This window comes from Thalassotalea nanhaiensis (genome assembly GCF_031583575.1).
Classification (GTDB): domain Bacteria; phylum Pseudomonadota; class Gammaproteobacteria; order Enterobacterales; family Alteromonadaceae; genus Thalassotalea_A; species Thalassotalea_A nanhaiensis.
Genome location: NZ_CP134146.1, coordinates 1,373,756 through 1,391,981, shown reverse-complemented (window position 1 = coordinate 1,391,981; position 18,226 = coordinate 1,373,756). Strand labels below are relative to the sequence as shown.

The window sequence follows — 18,226 nt, the reverse complement described above, 5'->3', positions numbered from 1 at the left end:
AATAGTGAGTACCAAGGATGGTCATATTTAAGCAAGCCCTGATATTGAAAAATATTAGGGCTTTGTCTTTTCTAATGCTCAAAAAAATAAACCACCTATCGGTGGTTTATTAATACACTATTAAAGCTACGAATTAGAACGAGTATTTAACATCAATACCAGCTTCCATACCTCTATTTACACTTGTATAGCCTGTACCTAAAATATCTTTAGTACGACCACCTGGTCCACCACTGTAACGATTGTCCATTAAGTTTTTACCCCATAGGCCAATTTCAATACTTTCGCCATCGCTTATCCAAGAAATACGGGCATTTAATAGCTCAGTATCATCAAAGTAGTGTGGAATATCATTAACCCAATCATCTTCACCAATAATTGCACCACGATCATTTTCTCTAAATACATAATCGACATGAATAATCGTTGTTCCAAAGCCAAGATCAGGGATCCAGTCAGCTTTAAGGGTATATGATGTATTGGTATCACTACTGCTGCTACCTGCAGGGATCAATGTACCTGAATCGTTATAAAACTCTTCAGTTTCTGTATCAGTTGAACGTACTTCTGTAACAAAGCCTGTAGTAAATGTTTCAGTTACTTGCCAATCCATACCAAGTTCAAAACCATCAATTTCTACATCTTGGTTAACAATAGTTGGTAATGCTTGCGCTTGGTCAGGTTGTTTTGAACTACGACTTGTTTGTTGATCATCAAGAATATTATGGAATAACGAGAATGTTGTTCTCAAGCTATCTGACAACACGCCTTTATAACCAAGTTCAATATTCACTGATTCTTCAGGGTCAAATGAAACATCAACTACTTCACCAGTTTCTGGGTCAATAATAATTGAGCCATCGCTTTCGCTATGAGGCGATGCTAAAGAATCAAAACCACCAGCTTTATAACCAGTTGCAACCGAGGCAAATACCATATGATCATCATTTATCTGATAACCGGTACCTACACGGCCAGTAGTTTTACTCCAAGATTTTGATTGCCATAACTCATCACGTGCAGGGAATAATACATTGCTTACACCTGGACGAACTTCAGCAAATTGGGTTTCGCTTACTTCCCATGAAAAGTCTTTATCATCTTCAGAGTAACGCAGACCAAAAAATACATTCCATTGATCAGTTAATTGAAAATCAAAATCAGAATAGATACCGTAACTGGTAAATTCACCATTATTGATAAAGTTCTCTGACCACATCATACCGCTATAACTAGGACCAAATATTTCAGCAATTCCCATACCGGCAGAAACTACATCGTAAGTAACATCACCTGTAGCACGAACAAAATCAGCTGTTAATGGTGTTCCCGGAGGGACCATACCTAAACTGGCTAAATAAGCCATTACATTATCAGCTTCGCCCATTACTTCTAAAGCACTAACCCATTGATCTGCATTCCATGTATGCTCTAATGGCAAACCTAAGCCCTGCATTGCCTGGTCAACAAATGAATCAGGAATTTGGTCTGCTGGTATACCAATCAAACCAGAAATTTCATCTCTTACACCAGATTCAATCTCGGCATTAAACTGATCAGAAAGTAAACGGGTAACGGTATCGGTTGTGGTATTAATAAACGTAGTCTGATGAACGTTTTCTTTTGAGTAAGTTACACCGCCCACATAGTTAAATGAGTCAGTGTTATAGTTGATTTGTAACTCATTATAGAAAATATCTGAGTCTTCATGGTTATCAGTATCTAAATAACGCGAGATGTCCTGAGTACCGTCTTCATCAATACGGTTATTCGTTTCCCATTCTCGAAAACTTGAGATTAATTTCATTGACCATTGATCATTAAACTCGTGTTCAATTTTCAATGTTGTTGCGGTCATATCTCGGCTTTCACCACCATTTACCACATCATTGGCAAATGTATCTGCAAACGGGTCTCTTGGATTTTCAGCGTATTCACTTAAACCAATTGCCCCTGGAGGTCCTTGATCCAATTTATCCCAATCATAAGAAAGTTGAACATTGGTTCTGCTACTCACGTCCCATTTAACGGCAATACGTGCGGCTTGATGATCTTTTTCACTGTCATCCCAAACTTTTTCACCGGTATTAAGTGGAGAATCGGCAACGTTATCTGCAAACCCATCCTGAGTATTGGTTAATGCATTCATACGAACATACACATTATCGGTAATAGCGAAGTTAATCATACCTTCAATACGTTGTAAGTTGTCAGTGCCAGCGGTGCCTTTAATAAAGCCTTCAAAATCAGCATGTGGTGCATTAGGGATCATACTAACAACACCCATGGCGGCATTTTTACCAAAAAGCGTACCTTGTGGACCTTTTAACACTTCAACGCGTTGCATATCAGAAAACAATACGTTTTGTGCGGCACGAGGCATATATACACCGTCGAAGAATGTTGCAGTAGACGGGTCACCACCAACGCTAATGTTAGGACTGGAAATACCACGCATGGTTACGCCGGCCTGAGTAACATCACCATCACCGAACTCAAAACCTGGAATAAACTTATCAATATCGCTCAACATAATTGAGCCACTTTGTTTGATGGTTTCGGCGGAGATGCTATCTACTGTTACCGGCACTTTCATGACGTTTTGAGTACGTTTTTGCGCGGTGACGACAATAATGTCGTCAAGATCTTCTTTTTCAACAGAGGTTTCTTCTGCCGAAAAACTGGCGAACGAGGTTACAGCTAGTGCGGCGGCAACAGTCTGAGCGATTAGGTTTTTTCGAAAATTAGCGCTCGAATTTTCCTTTATAATTTGTAATGACACGTTTTCTTCCCCAATGTATATTTTTTATTTTTATCATTGGTTCTGAAGCTTTTATTCTTAGTGATAGACAATCATTGTCTTAAATATATAATCACTTGATGTTAACATTATGTAAAGCATTATTTGGACTGAATACCAATTAGAGCAAACTGGAATACAAACTACATGAACAACTCTATCGCTAAAATTTTACTATCCAGCACTCTGTTACTATTACTAATCAGTTGTGGTGAGGCTAAATTATCAAGACTACACTACGATGCTAAAATATTAGCGTTTGGGGATAGCCTAACTGCAGGTAAAGGGGTTACTGAGCAATATGCTTACCCTGCTGTTTTATCTCAACTATCCAATTTAGACGTTATTAATGCGGGGGTTTCGGGCGAGTTAACCAGTGCGGGCTTAAAACGATTGCCGAAACTGTTAACCGAACACGCTGTCGATATAATGGTTTTACTGGAAGGTGGTAATGACATTATCCAAAATAAAAATTTGGTAACAACCAAAGCAAACCTAGCCCAAATGATTGAACTTGCTCAAGCAAATGAAATAGAAGTTGTGCTTATAGGTGTTCCCGAAAAATCAATTTTTTCATCGAGTTCTGATATTTATCATGAACTTGCTGAACAATACAATTTAGTGTTTGAAGATGAAATTATTGCCGACCTGTTAAGAAGCCCTTCATTAAAGTCTGACTCTGTACACTTTAATAAGCAGGGATATACTGAGTTAGCGATAAGAATACATGAACTTTTGCAAGAAAGCGGTGCTTTATAGGCTGAAAGCCTCATTTGTACAAATTAAAACAAATTTATTTAGCCCTTTATTGTAATTAAAATTTCTTTTGCCAATAACAACTTAGCGGTTTCATTGACCTGCAGAGCCCTATCGTACAAAATTCATACTATTGCAATAGTTATAACAAACTATTAACCTAACCTCATATTATTTAAAGCATGTAATTTATTACCGTAATTGATCTGAGAGGTTGTATGAGCTTAGTGTGTCGTAATCGTAGACAGTTTTTTCGAAAGGTAACCGGCATCGTTGCCATTGGAGCAACTGCCCCTATGTTTAGTAAAACAGCGCATGCTTCGTTAAATATTGATCAACCGATAAAGCGCTTAGCTTTTTATAATCGCCACACAGGTGAACGAACTCAAGGCGTTTTTTCTGCTAATGGTGTATATCAAAATGATGTGTTAAAAGCATTCGATCAAAACTTACGCGATCATCGTCAAAATGAAACAGCCCCAATGGACAGAAGGTTATTTAATTTCCTTCACCAAATTCAACAGCGCCTAGGCACTGATAACGAAATACACATTATTTCTGGTTATCGTTCACCAAAAACCAACGCAATGTTAGCGGGCCAAAGTACTAAAGTAGCAAAGAAAAGTTTTCATATGAAAGGTATGGCGATAGATTTTGCTATTCCAGGTATTGACTTAAAACTTGTACGTGACACAGCAAAGTCACTAAAGCTTGGTGGTGTTGGTTACTACCCCAACTCGGGCTTTGTTCATATAGATACAGCCTGGGTTCGCAGTTGGTGATCTCCCCCCGGTAACAACTATTATATTTTCTATAATAATGTCGGATTTTCGCGAGAAGGTTCGACATTTTTGTTTTATGATAACGCCATAATTTAAAAAACCTGGCATTTAAATGAAATTAGATCCGCAAGTTTGCATGCAAGCAAGACTCTCTCGAGACTCTCGTTTTGATGGTAAGTTTTATACGGCAGTTATCACCACCGGTATTTATTGTCGCCCTACGTGTCCTGCAGGTCCTGCCCATGAAAAAAATGTAAGCTATTATCAAAGCGCGGCACAAGCAGAATTTAACGGTTATCAACCTTGTAAACGCTGTAAACCCGAGCTATCTCCAAACCAGCCATTACCGAAAACAATCGATCAGGCGTTAACGTTAATTACCATAGAGCCACAAATACAAGTAGCCGACTTAGCTACGAGGCTCGATTTAAGTGAACGCCAATTGCAACGCCTTTTTAACGATAATTTAGGCGTATCGCCCAATACGTTCATCAATCAAAAACGGCAAATTAATGCCCGTAATTTATTAATCAGCTCAACAATAGCATTTGCTGATGTCGCATTAATCAGTGGTTTTGGTAGTTTGCGCAGCTTTAACGATCATATTAAGCAGCAATATAAATTAACACCAAGCCAGATCAGACAAAGCAGTAAACAAGAAAAAGTAAATCACTTAAAACTACAGTTAGCCTACACCGGCGAACTCAATTGGCCGCTTATGCTGAGCTTTTTCAAAGCGCGTCAAATTCCAGGTGTAGAGGCGGTAAGCGATACATACTGTCGTACCATTAATATCGATAACTGCGTGGGTTGGATTGCAGTGAGTAAACCGGATGATGGCAACTATTTATCTGTCGACATTTGGATAAATGACTTTTCAAGATTAGCCGAAATAATTACCCGCGTAAGGAAGATGTTTGATCTTGACTGTAACCTCAACACAATAAGAAAACAGCTGGCAAAACATCCAACCCTTAAACCAATTATTGATGCGTACCCGGGGTTAAGACTACCAGGCTGTTGGGATATATTTGAATTTTCTATTAGAGCGATATTAGGTCAACAAATATCAGTAAAAGCCGCAACAACATTGGCCGGCAGAATTGCTGAAAAATTCTCAAAGCCAATAACTGATGAAAATTCAGATGCAACTTTTCCGCAAGGTTTATCGATTTTATTCCCTCCCGCAGAAACGCTGGCAACCGCGAGTTTTGATGATATTGGTATAACAAATACCAGGCAACAAACATTACATACTTGGATAGCGTTTTTTATTGCTAACAAGACATTGTTTGATAACCCACATGACAGCGAACGTTTTGAAAAAACACTGTGTGAACTTAAAGGCATTGGTCCCTGGACAGCAAACTATATGGCGATGCGCGGCTTAAGCTTACCCGATGCATTTCCAGCCGCTGACCTTGGCATAATCAAAGCACTTTCAAATAAACCAGAACTGCGCAATGAACTAAAGCTCATCACAGCTATTGATGATGATAAACAACTGAGCGCCAAACAAATACTAACAGTCGCAGAATCATGGCGACCTTGGCGTGCCTATGCCGCGATTTATTTATGGCAGTCACTATCCGCGACTAATAACTAAAAGAAGATGAAAGAATGAAAAAATACTACGACATACTCACTACTGATTGTGGTGATATTGCCATAATTGCCAATAACGAAGGCATCATTGAAGTTGCATTCCAGCAAGGTAAGGTAGCTGTAGAAATAACTAAGGATTATCAATTAGCTGATGAACACGCACCAGTTCATTTAGCCCAAGCGAAACAACAATTAACTGAATATTTTTCAGGCTCAAGACAAAGCTTTGATTTGCCGCTATCACAACATGGCACCATATTTCAAAATAACGTATGGCAAGCATTAACCAAGATACCGTTTGGAAAAACCATAAATTATGGCCAACTAGCAAGTAATATCAACAATCCTAAAGCGGTTCGTGCGGTGGGTACAGCAAATGGCGCAAATAAAATAGCCATTATTGTCCCCTGCCACCGGGTTATCGGCCGTGATAAAAAGCTTACCGGTTATGCTGGGGGCATGGGCATTAAAGCAAAGTTATTGATGCTTGAAGGCGCGCACTTTAAAGTGTAGTCTTCACCTTCTTTTTATAATAATACCAAGTCCATTAATGAATAGACCAATTACTTACTGGAGTTGCTATAAAGCATATTTATGACCGACATTATCGTAGTTTTGGCCATTTCTATTTTAGTTTGGATGATGTGGCGCTTATATCAGGCAAAACAATACAATAAATTTATAGATTGGCTTAATGATGAAATTAAACCACAACTGTTAAGTAAAGTTGCAGAAGAGCTTGAAGAAAACCGTAGTGCTGAGTTACCGAATAATGAATGTCATCAACAGGCGGCATATTATTTTTATCAACAATACCCGGTAAGAATATTTGAAGCTGCAGTCGCACGTGAAATTATCAGCCAAGACTGGTTTTTAAATAAGCAAAACAAACGTCACGCCTCACATTTGTTGTTTATTCAAAGTGCTTATCGAATCCATCAAAATAACGCCCGCATAAATTAGCCCTTCGGGGATTACGTCCTAATGAATTAGGACAACAATACAGACTAGAAGTTGGCATTCCATCGTCCCTGATGTAAAAAAGGGAGCTATTAGCTCCCTTTAGATAATCACAGTATTTGCTGAATACTAACGTTTTTTACGGCGTGTTTGTTGTGCACCTTGAGTCATGCGTTGCTGATGTTTTTTCACATTTTTGCGTATTTTACGACTCTTGTTATTATCGATTTTTTTCTCATCTACTTTTACTTTCGATTGAGTCTCAACAGGTAGTTTTACGAGTTTACGATAATAGTTAACGTCTTTTAAGCCAAGCTCAACCCAACCGCCCAGTGGTAAACGGCGTTCCATGGCTAAGTCACCATAACGTACCCGGATCAAACGCGAAACTTGAACGTCCTGGCTTTCCCACAAACGACGTACTTCGCGGTTTCTACCTTCACTAAGTACAACGTGGAACCAATGGTTTCTGCCTTCACCACCTTTGTAAGTGATTTTATCAAATTTTGCCATGCCATCTTCAAGCTTTACACCGTGGCGCAATGTTTGCAGCATAGCTTCATTTATTTCACCAAACACACGCACCGCATATTCGCGTTCAACTTCGTGTGATGGGTGCATTAAACGATTGGCTAACTCACCATCATTGGTGAAAATCAGCATACCTGAAGTATTAATATCTAATCGGCCAACAGCTACCCAACGGCTACCATCAATTCGTGGTAAACGATCGAATACCGTAGGACGACCTTCAGGATCTTTACGGGTACACATTTCACCTTCAGGCTTGTTGTATACCAATACTCGACAAGCTTGCTCTTCAACAGCAGCAATTTTTACTTGATGACCATCGATGCGAATTTGTTCATTACCTTCTACGCGATCGCCAAGGTAGGCAACTTTACCATCGACACTTACACGGCCAGCACTGATCACTGTTTCCATCTCACGACGAGATCCTTGACCTGCACGTGCTAGCACTTTCTGCAATTTTTCAGACATTCAATAACTCATTATATTAAGTTGTTTGTTCAACAACGGGCGCTCTTTCGCCATCAGCGGCGATTTTGAGCTCAGTAACTTCCATTAAATCAGGCAATTCTGCCAATGATTTTAATGAGAAGTAATCGAGGAATTCTTTTGTTGTGCCAAACAATGCCGGTTTACCCGGTACTTCTTTATGGCCAACAACGTGGATCCAATCACGCTCCTGCAATGTTCTAATTATATAACTACTTACCGCGACTCCGCGAATATCTTCTATTTCACCGCGGGTTATCGGTTGGCGATAAGCAATTAATGACAATGTTTCAAGCAACGCACGAGAATAACGTGGCGCTTTTTCTTTAAATAATAAAGCAATATAGTCGCTATATTGATCTTTTGCTTGAAAGCGAAAACCAGAAGCTACTTCAATTAAACTTATTCCGCGCGCATCATAATCGTTTTGCAGCTCATGTAAAATAGCTAGTACGCGTTTTTTTGTTAACTTTACCTGTTCGCTTAACGTTTCTTGAATAGTTTTCACAGATAAAGGCACTTGCGAGACGAATATCATCGCTTCAATAAGTAACTTAAGGTCTTGATCTTGTTTTGTATTTATTGGCATGCTTTGTTCTTTTTATTGTTATTAATTGTTAGCAACACAACTTAACCTGAATTTGGCCATATACTTGGGCTTGTATACACTCAATCAAAGATTCTTTTAGCAATTCAAGTACCGCTAAAAACGTAACCACAACACCTTGTTTGCCTTCGCTTACATCAAACAACTGACTAAATTCAGTATACTGCTGTGAACTCAACTGAGTTAAAATTTTGCTCATCCGCTCTCGCGTAGATAAATGTTCACGTTCAATATGGTGATGTTCAAATGCTGCAACCCGTTTCATTACACCTTGTAATGCCATCACTAATTCTTGCAGGTCAACATCAGCCTGTACTAAACGAGGTTTAAAATTATCAGGCAATTTTGCCGATACTTCAAACGTGTCGCGTTCCATCCGTGGCAATTGTTCAAGCTGCTCTGCGGCTTTTTTAATGACTTCATATTCTTGCAAACGCCTGATCAGTTCTGCACGAGGATCGTGCTCATCATCTTCAACATCTGTTTTAGGTAATAATAAACGTGATTTAATTTCAGCTAAAATTGCTGCCATCACCAAATATTCTGCGGCAAGTTCAAGTTTTATATCTTTCATCAACTCAACATAATCCATATATTGCCTAGTGATTTCGGCAATAGGTAAATCAACAATATCGAATTTTTGTTTGCGTATTAAATATAAGAGTAGATCTAATGGACCTTCAAATGCCTCAAGAATAATTTCTAGCGCATCAGGGGGAATGAATAAATCTTGCGGTTTTTCGACAACAGCTTCTCCATGGACGACAGCAAGTGGCAATACCTGCTGCACCATTTCGCCGATTGTATTTGCTGTTGTAGTTTTATTCATTTTTGTATTTTCTATTAAGAGAATGGCTCAGGATCGCCTTCACCAACTCTAATGATTTGTGGATAATCTTCAGTAAAATCTATCACGGTGGTTGGCTTTTCACCTAGATAACCGCCGTTCAATATTAAGTCGACCTGCTTTTCTAAGTTATCACGAATGATTTCAGGATCAAATTCTGCAGTATCATTGCCCGGTAAAATTAACGTGGTAGACATTAACGGCTCCCCAAGTTCGGCGAGTAAGTCCATGGTGATTTTATTATCGGGAATACGAATGCCAATGGTTTTCTTTTTTGGGTTTAATAAGCGTTTTGGTACTTCTTTTGTCCCTTTAAAAATAAAGGTATACGCGCCGGGAGTATTGTTCTTAAGTAACCTAAAGTTTGAATTATCCATTCTAGAGTAAGTAGCAAGTTCAGATAAATCGCGACAAATAAGGGTAAAATTATGCTCTCTGTCAATATCTCTAATTTGACATATTCTATCGAGTGCCTTTTTATCACCAATATGACAGCCTAGTGCATAGCCAGAGTCAGTTGGGTATACAATGACGCCACCTTGCTGAATAATTGCCACAGCTTGTTTTAATAATCTTGGCTGTGGATTATCTGGATGCATGTAAAAAAACTGACTCATATTATTCCCTTTCTACGCTTAGTAGTTTTTACGCTTTCGTTAATTCCAATGTTGCCAAACAACGTCAAGGTCATCAGGCACAGATAAGTTTCTTCCTAATTCAGTCCAACGACTGGGAAAATGAAAATCAGAGCCTACAGATGCTTTTAATCCATATTGTTTGCACAGCTCAACTGATAATTGTTTTTGCTGGTTGTTCATCTGCGGCGACGCTACTTCCATAGCATCTCCCTTTGCTTCAACAAAATCAATAATTAACCGTCTTATCCATTTTGTTGATAAATCATATTTCATCGGATGAGCGATAACGCTTTGACCACCCGCTTGTTTAATAACATCTATTGCCTGTTCAATACTGCACCATAACGGTTTTACATAGGCGCGATTGCCTTTACCAATATATTTATCAAACGCTTTTTGCATGGTACTGACAATACCACGATTAAATAGCACTCGGGCAAAATGGGCTCGAGTAATCGTACCGCCTTGGGCTAACTCTTTCGCATCATTATAACAATCATCAAACCCGGCTTTGGCAAGCTTCTCAGCCATTGACAATGCCCTGGTTTCTCGAGCTTGTTGCTGTTCAGCAATGAGTTTGAGTAATGCTTGATTGTTTTCATCAACATTTAATCCGACTACATGTATTTCATGGTTTTGCCACATGGTTGAAATTTCGATGCCACAAATCAGCCTAATGTTCAGATTTTTATCTTCAATGTGCTGTTTAGCAACAGGGTATGCAGCAATGGTGTCGTGATCGGTGATGGCAAATTGTTCAATTTGATGGTTACTGGCTCTGTCCAATAATTCACTGGGTGTGAGGCGGCCGTCAGAGCAATTTGTATGACTATGGAAGTCTACTCGTATCGATTTGTAACTATTGCCGGTTATTTGACCGCTAACTATTGACTTCATTGACGTTTTGGGTTCTTCTATGGCTATACAATTATTTTACGTGCAAACCAACTAAATTGGTACTTATAAAATGATATTCCAACAAGCAAAGCAATTAGCCGGATTAAATATTTGGTGGTGGCATAACCTTTCATAGTGGGTTGTGAGCTTTGCTGTAGGCAAAATTTTAAAAACCCGCTTTTATAAGCGGGTTTTTTCGTTTTATTCGTTTAGAATATTTCTTATTACCAAGAATCACTTAAACTTAAAAGAGAATAGGCATAAAATGTTAATTAATAACGTTAAAACATGGTTTATCTGGTGGCTGCTTCCACTATACGCCGGATGACAAAAATAATCCCTTTAGGGAAGACAATTTAAAGTAAGGTAAACCATGAACAATACAGATCAAAATACTCAAAAATTAGGCTTAGTCAACAGCACCATAGTTGACGCCGAATACCAAGCTGATCCGCTAATGCTATATCGCAGCTTAACCGCGGATAAAAGCAATACCCTGTTATTAGAGTCAGCCGAAATTTCAGATAAGCGCGCGCTTAAAAGCTTACTACTGATTGACTCCGCCGTTAAGATTGTTTGCAATGCAAACAACGTCACAATCAACGCAATATCGATTAATGGCCAAGCTATTATTGCCTTTTTACATCAGCAATTTACCCAAGCGAGTTACCAACAAAGCGTGACAATTAACCACGCCTCAATCGATTCTCTAGATATTGATTTTTCTACCAGCGTTACTGAGCAAGATGAGCTGTCACGTTTATTAGTTGATAATCCCATGCAAGTACTTCGAGAGTTGCAAGGTATTGGTTGCCAACAACAGCATCCATTTTCAGTATTTGTTGGTGGTGCTTTTGCTTTTGATTTAATTTGTATCAGCGAACAGCTACCAAGCGTTGAACCGAGTAAGAATACTTGTCCTGATTATGTATATTATTTAGCTGAAACATTAATCATTATTGATCATCAACAGCAAACCACTGAATTACTTGGCAATGTGTTTAGCGGCTCAGAGCAAACGGTTTGTCAAAAGCAAATAGAACAACGTTTAGAACAATTAAAACAAATTTGTAAAACGCCTATGACTAGCCAGGCAATTGATCTTACCCAAGCAAGTCAAAGCGCTGTCGATGTGAATATTTCTGATCAACAGTTTTGCAATCAAGTCGAAGATTTAAAAGAACACATTAGAGCCGGTGATATTTTTCAGGTAGTGCCCTCTCGCACATTCTCATTAAGCTGTACTGATTCATTAAATGCTTATCAAGCACTAAAGCAAACAAACCCAAGCCCATATATGTTCTTCTTGAAAGATGATGATTTTGCTTTGTTTGGTGCATCACCAGAATCTGCATTAAAGTTTACCGCGCAAAATAGACAGGTGGAGATTTACCCTATAGCAGGTACCCGTCCAAGAGGATTTACGCCCAATGGACAATACTCCGCAGATTTAGATGGCCGCATTGAGCTTGAACTTAGAAATGACGAAAAAGAAAAAGCCGAACATTTGATGTTGGTTGACCTTGCTCGCAATGACATTGCCAGAGTATCTAAAGGTGGTACTCGCCATGTTGCTGAATTACTTAAGGTTGACCGTTACTCTCATGTGATGCACTTGGTTTCACGAGTAATAGGCACTTTATCTGACAAATTAGATGCTCTGCATGCCTATCAAGCTTGTATGAATATGGGGACCCTCTCCGGCGCTCCCAAAGTAAAAGCAACCGAATTAATCCGAACTGTAGAAGGCGAACGCCGCGGTAGTTATGGCGGTGCGGTTGGTTACATTAACGGTGGCGGCGACATGGATTCTTGTATCGTTATTCGTTCTGCTTTTGTCAAAAATAACATTGCCTATGTACAAGCCGGTGCTGGCGTCGTTTACGACTCTGAACCACAAGCTGAAGCCGATGAAACCAGACAAAAAGCACAAGCCGTGATCAAGGCAGTACAAATTGCAAATGCTCATTCGAAAGCCAATACAAACACCATGATGGGAGCAGAATAATGACGACTAAACTTTATATGCTCGATAACCTGGATTCGTTTACCTACAATTTAGTTGATGAGTTTAAAACCTTAGGTTTTGAGCCAATTATTTATCGCAATACTGTATCGGCAGAATTTATTTATCAAAAAATACAGCAAGAAACAGAGCCGGTCATTCTAGTGTTATCACCTGGTCCGGGCGATCCTGCAAATGCAGGTTGTTTAATGGAGTTAATCAAACTTTGTATTGGTACTTACCCGATATTTGGCATCTGTCTTGGACACCAAGCTTTGGTAGAACATTACGGTGGTAAAGTCGATAGAGCAGGTGAAATTGTTCATGGTAAAGCGTCAAACATCACTCATGATGGCAAAGGCCCCTTTACCGGTTTGCCCTCGCCATTACCGGTAGCAAGGTACCACTCATTAATCGCAACAATTATGCCCAACAATTTACAGATGATTGCTCATTATCAGCAACTGCCCATGGCAATTGCTAACCGAGAGGATAAGGTTTTGGGCTTTCAGTTTCATCCTGAGTCATTGTTAACCTCAAAAGGCAGTATTTTGATCAAGCAAAGCTTTGAATATTTATTAGGGAAGGACAGTTAAAATGAGTCTTTTGTTAGAACAACTTATCAGCGGTAAAAATTTAAGCCAACAACAGGCAGAAGAGTTTTTCGGCAAAGTGGTGCAAGGTGACATTGAACCGGCGCTACTAGCCAGTGTATTAACCGCATTAAAGATTAAAGGTGAAACACCTAGCGAAATAGCCGGAGCAGCGGTTGCAATTAGAGCTGCTGCAAAACCATTTCCTAAAATGCCCTACCCATTAGTCGATTGCGTTGGCACGGGTGGTGATGGCCATAGTACCATTAATATCTCGACAACGGCGGCGATAGTCGCAGCGGCATGTGGATTAAAAGTTGCGAAACACGGCAACCGCAGTGTATCGAGTAAATCTGGCTCAGCCGATTTGCTTGAAGCATTTGGCATCAACTTAATGATGACGCCCGAAACAGCCAAAAAATCGATAGAACAAAGCGGCGCCTGTTTTTTATTTGCTCCTAATTATCACAGTGGCTTTAAACACGCAGGACCTGTTAGAGCAGCAATGGGTGTACGCACTTTATTTAATATATTAGGACCTCTCGTTAACCCGGCAGCCCCAAGAGTAATGTTGCTTGGCGTATATACACCAGAGCTGCTTATGCCAATGGCAAAAGCATTACAGCTAACCGGTGTAGAACGAGCTTGGGTAGTACATGGCAGTGGCTTGGATGAAGTTGCGATTCATGGTCCAACACAAATTATTGAAATTAACGGCGCTACACTTACTGAAAAAGTAGTAGAGCCAAGTGACTTTGGTTTAACTAACCACAGTTTAGAAAGTATTAAAGGTGGCTTACCGCAACAAAACGCTGAATATAGTATGGCTATTTTAGCCGGCAAAGGTGAGCAAGCCCATATTGATGCAGTTACAATTAATACCGCGGCATTGCTATACTTAACGGGCCAGGCAAGTAACTTAAGCAGCGCCGCCAATATAGTTCAGCAAGTATTAAAATCTGGGAAAGCAGCCAGTACATTAAACGCGATGGTAGAGGTAAGTAATGGCTAGTATCCCTGAATCTAATACAGCTAAGAGCAACATATTAGAAAAAATTGTTATTGATAAACGAGCTGAAGTAGCAAAGTTAAAACAGGAACGCCCGCTTGCAACCTTTATTGATGGCTTGGTGCCAACAACTAAAGACATGTATCAAGCATTGAGCGCTGATAACGCAGGTTTTATCTTAGAATGTAAGAAAGCTTCACCTTCAAAGGGATTAATTCGACCTGAATTTGATGTTGAAGAAATTGCTGGTATTTATAATAACTATGCGGCTGCAATTTCAGTTTTAACCGACATGAAATACTTTCAAGGCAAGCATGACTATTTAAAACTGGTCAGTGACAGCGTTGATTGCCCAGTATTAAACAAAGACTTTTTCATTGATGAATATCAAATCCATTTAGGCCGTTTATATGGCGCAGATGCTATCTTATTAATGTTAAGTGTATTAAGCGATGAAGAATATATTGAACTGAGTAAAGTTGCCAATAGCTATAACATGGCAATTTTAACTGAAGTGTCGAATGTTGAAGAAACAGAGCGTGCAATTGCCCTAGGGGCAAAGCTGATTGGTATTAACAACCGTAATTTACGCGATCTTTCGACTGATCTTACCCGTACTTTTGAACTTGCCCCAATGATCCCAGATGACAGATTAATTATTTCTGAATCTGGTATATACACTAATAAGCAAGTTCGTGAACTAGCGCCTGCAGTAAATGGCTTTTTAGTCGGCAGTTCAGTGATGGCTCAAGATGATATTGACTTGGCCTGTCGAGAGTTAATTTTTGGTTATAACAAGGTGTGCGGCTTAACTTCCGTTGCCGATATTAATGCCGTAACCAATGCAGGGGCCGTTTATGCGGGATTAATTTTAACAGAACAATCACCACGCTTTGTCAGCTTTGAACAAGCAAGACGTATTCAAGATGAATTACTGGAGTCATCACTGCCAAGCATAAAATTTGTTGGCGTATTTAAAGATCAAAGCGTTGAAGATGTCAGCACTGCAGCCAACCACTTGCACTTAGCTGCAGTACAGCTGCATGGCAAAGAAGACGCAGCTTACATAGAGCAATTAAAACCACATTTACCCGCCAATTGCGAGATTGTAAAAGCGATATCTGTGGTTAATGAGTTACCTCCATTTAATCAAAATGCAGATCGTTATTTACTCGATGCTAAACAAGGTGGCAGCGGAGAGGTGTTTGACTGGCAATTGTTAGAGGATAGCGCGCAAGACTTTAGCAATACCATGCTTGCCGGCGGCCTAACACTTAACAACATTGCCAGTGCACAAAGAGTGTGTAACGAACTAGATTTATCAGGTCTTGATATTAACTCAGGTGTAGAATCCGCACCGGGTATCAAAGACCATAACAAAATTAAACAAGCCTTTGCGCTTATCAGAGATTACTAACATGACTGATCCAATATTAAAAAACATAAGCCCGTATTTTGGCGAATTTGGTGGCATGTATGTCAGCGAATTATTAGTACCCGCATTAGAACAATTAGAAGCCGCGTTTGTTCATTCGCAAACGGATGAAGAATTTCAAGCCGAATTTAATAAACTGTTAACCTCGTTTGCCGGTCGCCCTACTCCATTAACGCTGTGTAGCAACATAGTGAAAAACCCACTAGCAAAAATTTATTTAAAACGTGAAGACTTACTTCATGGCGGTGCCCATAAAACTAACCAGGTATTAGGCCAAGCCCTGCTTGCTAAAAAAATGGGTAAAACTGAAATTATTGCCGAAACCGGTGCAGGCCAACATGGTGTAGCAACGGCGATAGCATGTTCTTTGTTAGGGCTAAAATGTCGTGTTTACATGGGTAAAGTCGATTGTGACAGACAACAGCCTAATGTATTTAGAATGGAACTAATGGGCGCAACAGTTATACCTGTTACCGCTGGCTCTGGTACGTTAAAAGATGCAGTAAATGAAGCACTGCGTGACTGGTCTGCAAACTATGATAATGCCCATTATTTATTAGGAACAGCTGCTGGTCCTCATCCGTTCCCGACTATGGTTCGTGAATTTCAAAAAATGATCGGCATAGAAGCCAAGGCGCAAATATTAGAAGAGCAAGGTAGTTTGCCTGATTATGTCGTTGCTTGTGTTGGCGGTGGCTCGAATGCAATTGGCATGTTCCATGATTTTATTGATGAAGAGGACGTGCAATTAGTTGGTGTTGAAGCCGGAGGTAAAGGCATTGAAACATCACAGCATGGAGCAACATTAGTTGCCGGCTCTAAAGGAATGTTACACGGCGCCTATACGTACATAATGCAAGATGAATATGGCCAAATTGAAGAATCATATTCAGTATCGGCTGGCTTAGATTATCCTGGTGTAGGCCCACAGCATTCGTTATTGAAAGAAATTGGTCGTGCGACTTATGTGCCAATTAACGACGATGAAGCCTTGGATGCATTCCAACAGTTATCTAGAAACGAAGGTATAATTCCGGCACTTGAGTCATCACATGCCTTAGCCCATGCATTAAAAATTGCCGATGCAGCAACAACCGAAACAGTAATATTGGTGAATTTATCTGGTCGTGGTGACAAAGATTTAACCCATGTAAACAGTATTTTAAATGGTGAAAATTACCGGGAGAGCAAATAATGAGCCAAGCAAGTAACACAACAACACAGACAGGTGCTCGTTATCAGCAAAGTTTTGATGCCTTAGCCAAAAAACAACAAGGCGCTTTTATCCCATTTGTAATGATTGGCGACCCACATGCGGATCAATCGTTTGAAATCATTAAAACACTTATCGACAATGGCGCTGATGCACTAGAATTAGGTATTCCATTTTCAGACCCAAGTGCTGACGGCTTAACCATTCAATTTGCTGCAAAGCGTGCATTAGATGCCAATATTAATACCGACACCTGTATTGAAATACTTAAAAAGGTGCGAGCCTACAATGCAGACATTCCGATTGGATTATTATTGTACGCCAACTTGGTGTTTGCTCGTGGCGTAGAAAACTTTTACGCTGACATGAGCGCTGCCGGTGTTGATTCAGTATTAATTGCCGACGTGCCAATTAGAGAGAGTGAGCAATTTAGAAATGCCGCACTTGCCAATAATGTGGCTCCTATTTTTATCGCGCCGCCAAATGCAAGTTCTACAACGCTGCAAAAGGTTTCAGCACTAGGCGAAGGCTATACTTATGTATTAAGCCGCGCTGGTGTTACCGGCACTGAGGTTGTGGCTAATATGCCGGGTAAAGAATTAATTGATACCTTAACTCAATATGATGCACCAGCGCCGGTATTAGGCTTTGGAATCTCAACACCAGAGCATGTAAAAGAAGCGTTAGCTAATGGTGCAAAAGGTGCAATTAGTGGTAGTGCGGTAGTTAAAATTATTGAAACCAATTTAACTGACGAAAAACAAATGTTGGTAGATTTAGCAACATTTGTTCGAGATATGAAAGCAGCTACTTAACAAAGCAAATTAAAAAGGAGCGCTGTAATCGTTAGCACTCCTTTATATTTTTTATCACTTAATTTTAATAGGACGATGTTTGAATGACATTTTGGTTGATCATCTTTGCGGTATTAATGTTTATTATCAGCGGCATTTATTTTATTTATAAAAGCGCTAAAAAATTTAACTTAACCAGTGAACAACTCGACAAAATTAAACAACGTAACCGCCAACTTGATGAAGAGGAAAGTCAGGATTAACT

The 18,226-nt window shown here is 39.7% G+C and carries 18 protein-coding genes; 12 read left to right on the top strand and 6 right to left on the bottom strand.

What is annotated here, in order from left to right; translation table 11 throughout:
• Positions 1 to 133 precede the first annotated feature (133 nt).
• The gene (locus RI845_RS06210; RefSeq protein ID WP_348388880.1) at positions 134 to 2,782 is read right to left on the bottom strand and encodes a TonB-dependent receptor; all 2,649 of its coding nucleotides are present in this window, start codon (positions 2,780 to 2,782) and stop codon (positions 134 to 136) included.
• Positions 2,783 to 2,947: 165 nt separating this feature from the next.
• Here RI845_RS06210 and RI845_RS06205 point away from each other — a divergent pair, with 165 nt between their 5' ends.
• From RI845_RS06205 to RI845_RS06185, 5 genes are all read left to right on the top strand, one after another.
• Positions 2,948 to 3,559, top strand: a complete 612-nt coding sequence (locus RI845_RS06205) for a GDSL-type esterase/lipase family protein (protein ID WP_348388879.1) — start codon at positions 2,948 to 2,950, stop codon at positions 3,557 to 3,559.
• Positions 3,560 to 3,774: 215 nt separating this feature from the next.
• Positions 3,775 to 4,338 carry a DUF882 domain-containing protein gene (locus RI845_RS06200; RefSeq protein WP_348388878.1) on the top strand — a complete coding sequence of 188 codons (564 nt, stop codon included), beginning with the start codon at positions 3,775 to 3,777 and terminating at the stop codon, positions 4,336 to 4,338.
• 112 nt (positions 4,339 to 4,450) lie between these two features.
• Positions 4,451 to 5,944, top strand: coding sequence for a DNA-3-methyladenine glycosylase 2 family protein (locus RI845_RS06195; protein ID WP_348388877.1), 1,494 nt, complete (start codon positions 4,451 to 4,453; stop codon positions 5,942 to 5,944).
• A 14-nt stretch (positions 5,945 to 5,958) separates the two neighbouring features.
• A complete protein-coding gene (locus RI845_RS06190) occupies positions 5,959 to 6,456 on the top strand; it encodes a methylated-DNA--[protein]-cysteine S-methyltransferase (protein ID WP_348388876.1) in 498 nt (165 codons plus the stop codon).
• 81 nt (positions 6,457 to 6,537) lie between these two features.
• On the top strand, positions 6,538 to 6,906 hold the full coding sequence (locus tag RI845_RS06185) for a hypothetical protein (RefSeq protein WP_348388875.1): 369 nt from the start codon (positions 6,538 to 6,540) through the stop codon (positions 6,904 to 6,906).
• Between the two features lie 126 nt (positions 6,907 to 7,032).
• Here RI845_RS06185 and rluB read toward each other — a convergent pair whose 3' ends face one another.
• The 5 genes from rluB to rnm are packed head-to-tail and all read right to left on the bottom strand — an operon-like array spanning position 7,033 to position 10,912.
• Complete coding sequence (rluB, locus tag RI845_RS06180) at positions 7,033 to 7,905, bottom strand: 23S rRNA pseudouridine(2605) synthase RluB (RefSeq protein ID WP_348388874.1); 873 nt, start codon at positions 7,903 to 7,905, stop codon at positions 7,033 to 7,035.
• Positions 7,906 to 7,921: 16 nt separating this feature from the next.
• A complete protein-coding gene (gene scpB / locus RI845_RS06175; RefSeq protein WP_348388873.1) occupies positions 7,922 to 8,512 on the bottom strand; it encodes an SMC-Scp complex subunit ScpB in 591 nt (196 codons plus the stop codon).
• 28 nt (positions 8,513 to 8,540) lie between these two features.
• Complete coding sequence (locus tag RI845_RS06170; protein ID WP_348388872.1) at positions 8,541 to 9,359, bottom strand: segregation and condensation protein A; 819 nt, start codon at positions 9,357 to 9,359, stop codon at positions 8,541 to 8,543.
• Between the two features lie 14 nt (positions 9,360 to 9,373).
• Complete coding sequence (locus RI845_RS06165) at positions 9,374 to 9,994, bottom strand: L-threonylcarbamoyladenylate synthase (RefSeq protein ID WP_348388871.1); 621 nt, start codon at positions 9,992 to 9,994, stop codon at positions 9,374 to 9,376.
• Between the two features lie 39 nt (positions 9,995 to 10,033).
• Positions 10,034 to 10,912 carry an RNase RNM gene (gene rnm / locus RI845_RS06160; RefSeq protein WP_348388870.1) on the bottom strand — a complete coding sequence of 293 codons (879 nt, stop codon included), beginning with the start codon at positions 10,910 to 10,912 and terminating at the stop codon, positions 10,034 to 10,036.
• Between the two features lie 373 nt (positions 10,913 to 11,285).
• Between rnm and RI845_RS06155 the strand changes: the two genes are divergently transcribed.
• The 7 genes from RI845_RS06155 to RI845_RS06125 all read left to right on the top strand — a co-directional run bounded on the left by RI845_RS06155 (position 11,286) and on the right by RI845_RS06125 (position 18,224).
• Complete coding sequence (locus RI845_RS06155) at positions 11,286 to 12,920, top strand: anthranilate synthase component 1 (RefSeq protein WP_348388869.1); 1,635 nt, start codon at positions 11,286 to 11,288, stop codon at positions 12,918 to 12,920.
• The gene (locus tag RI845_RS06150; protein WP_348388868.1) at positions 12,920 to 13,513 is read left to right on the top strand and encodes an aminodeoxychorismate/anthranilate synthase component II; all 594 of its coding nucleotides are present in this window, start codon (positions 12,920 to 12,922) and stop codon (positions 13,511 to 13,513) included. Before RI845_RS06155 ends, RI845_RS06150 begins: the two co-directional genes overlap by 1 nt.
• Position 13,514: 1 nt before the next feature.
• The gene (gene trpD / locus RI845_RS06145) at positions 13,515 to 14,522 is read left to right on the top strand and encodes an anthranilate phosphoribosyltransferase (RefSeq protein ID WP_348388867.1); all 1,008 of its coding nucleotides are present in this window, start codon (positions 13,515 to 13,517) and stop codon (positions 14,520 to 14,522) included.
• Entirely contained in the window at positions 14,515 to 15,936 is a 1,422-nt protein-coding gene (gene trpCF / locus RI845_RS06140) for a bifunctional indole-3-glycerol-phosphate synthase TrpC/phosphoribosylanthranilate isomerase TrpF (RefSeq protein ID WP_348388866.1), read from the top strand. The genes trpD and trpCF overlap by 8 nt, the downstream gene beginning before the upstream one ends.
• A gap of 1 nt (position 15,937) precedes the next feature.
• Positions 15,938 to 17,149, top strand: a complete 1,212-nt coding sequence (gene trpB, locus RI845_RS06135) for a tryptophan synthase subunit beta (RefSeq protein ID WP_348388865.1) — start codon at positions 15,938 to 15,940, stop codon at positions 17,147 to 17,149.
• On the top strand, positions 17,149 to 17,982 hold the full coding sequence (trpA, locus tag RI845_RS06130) for a tryptophan synthase subunit alpha (protein WP_348388864.1): 834 nt from the start codon (positions 17,149 to 17,151) through the stop codon (positions 17,980 to 17,982). The genes trpB and trpA overlap by 1 nt, the downstream gene beginning before the upstream one ends.
• An 83-nt stretch (positions 17,983 to 18,065) precedes the next feature.
• Entirely contained in the window at positions 18,066 to 18,224 is a 159-nt protein-coding gene (locus RI845_RS06125; RefSeq protein WP_348388863.1) for a DUF2897 family protein, read from the top strand.
• The last annotated feature ends 2 nt before the right edge of the window (positions 18,225 to 18,226 follow it).

Coding starts and splice junctions, on each gene's coding strand:
- RI845_RS06205 (WP_348388879.1), top strand. CDS start 2,948: ATGAACAACTCTATCGCTAAAATTTTACTATCCAGCACTCTGTTACTA.
- RI845_RS06200 (WP_348388878.1), top strand. CDS start 3,775: ATGAGCTTAGTGTGTCGTAATCGTAGACAGTTTTTTCGAAAGGTAACC.
- RI845_RS06195 (WP_348388877.1), top strand. CDS start 4,451: ATGAAATTAGATCCGCAAGTTTGCATGCAAGCAAGACTCTCTCGAGAC.
- RI845_RS06190 (WP_348388876.1), top strand. CDS start 5,959: ATGAAAAAATACTACGACATACTCACTACTGATTGTGGTGATATTGCC.
- RI845_RS06185 (WP_348388875.1), top strand. CDS start 6,538: ATGACCGACATTATCGTAGTTTTGGCCATTTCTATTTTAGTTTGGATG.
- rluB (WP_348388874.1), bottom strand. CDS start 7,905: ATGTCTGAAAAATTGCAGAAAGTGCTAGCACGTGCAGGTCAAGGATCT.
- scpB (WP_348388873.1), bottom strand. CDS start 8,512: ATGCCAATAAATACAAAACAAGATCAAGACCTTAAGTTACTTATTGAA.
- RI845_RS06170 (WP_348388872.1), bottom strand. CDS start 9,359: ATGAATAAAACTACAACAGCAAATACAATCGGCGAAATGGTGCAGCAG.
- RI845_RS06165 (WP_348388871.1), bottom strand. CDS start 9,994: ATGAGTCAGTTTTTTTACATGCATCCAGATAATCCACAGCCAAGATTA.
- rnm (WP_348388870.1), bottom strand. CDS start 10,912: ATGAAGTCAATAGTTAGCGGTCAAATAACCGGCAATAGTTACAAATCG.
- RI845_RS06155 (WP_348388869.1), top strand. CDS start 11,286: ATGAACAATACAGATCAAAATACTCAAAAATTAGGCTTAGTCAACAGC.
- RI845_RS06150 (WP_348388868.1), top strand. CDS start 12,920: ATGACGACTAAACTTTATATGCTCGATAACCTGGATTCGTTTACCTAC.
- trpD (WP_348388867.1), top strand. CDS start 13,515: ATGAGTCTTTTGTTAGAACAACTTATCAGCGGTAAAAATTTAAGCCAA.
- trpCF (WP_348388866.1), top strand. CDS start 14,515: ATGGCTAGTATCCCTGAATCTAATACAGCTAAGAGCAACATATTAGAA.
- trpB (WP_348388865.1), top strand. CDS start 15,938: ATGACTGATCCAATATTAAAAAACATAAGCCCGTATTTTGGCGAATTT.
- trpA (WP_348388864.1), top strand. CDS start 17,149: ATGAGCCAAGCAAGTAACACAACAACACAGACAGGTGCTCGTTATCAG.
- RI845_RS06125 (WP_348388863.1), top strand. CDS start 18,066: ATGACATTTTGGTTGATCATCTTTGCGGTATTAATGTTTATTATCAGC.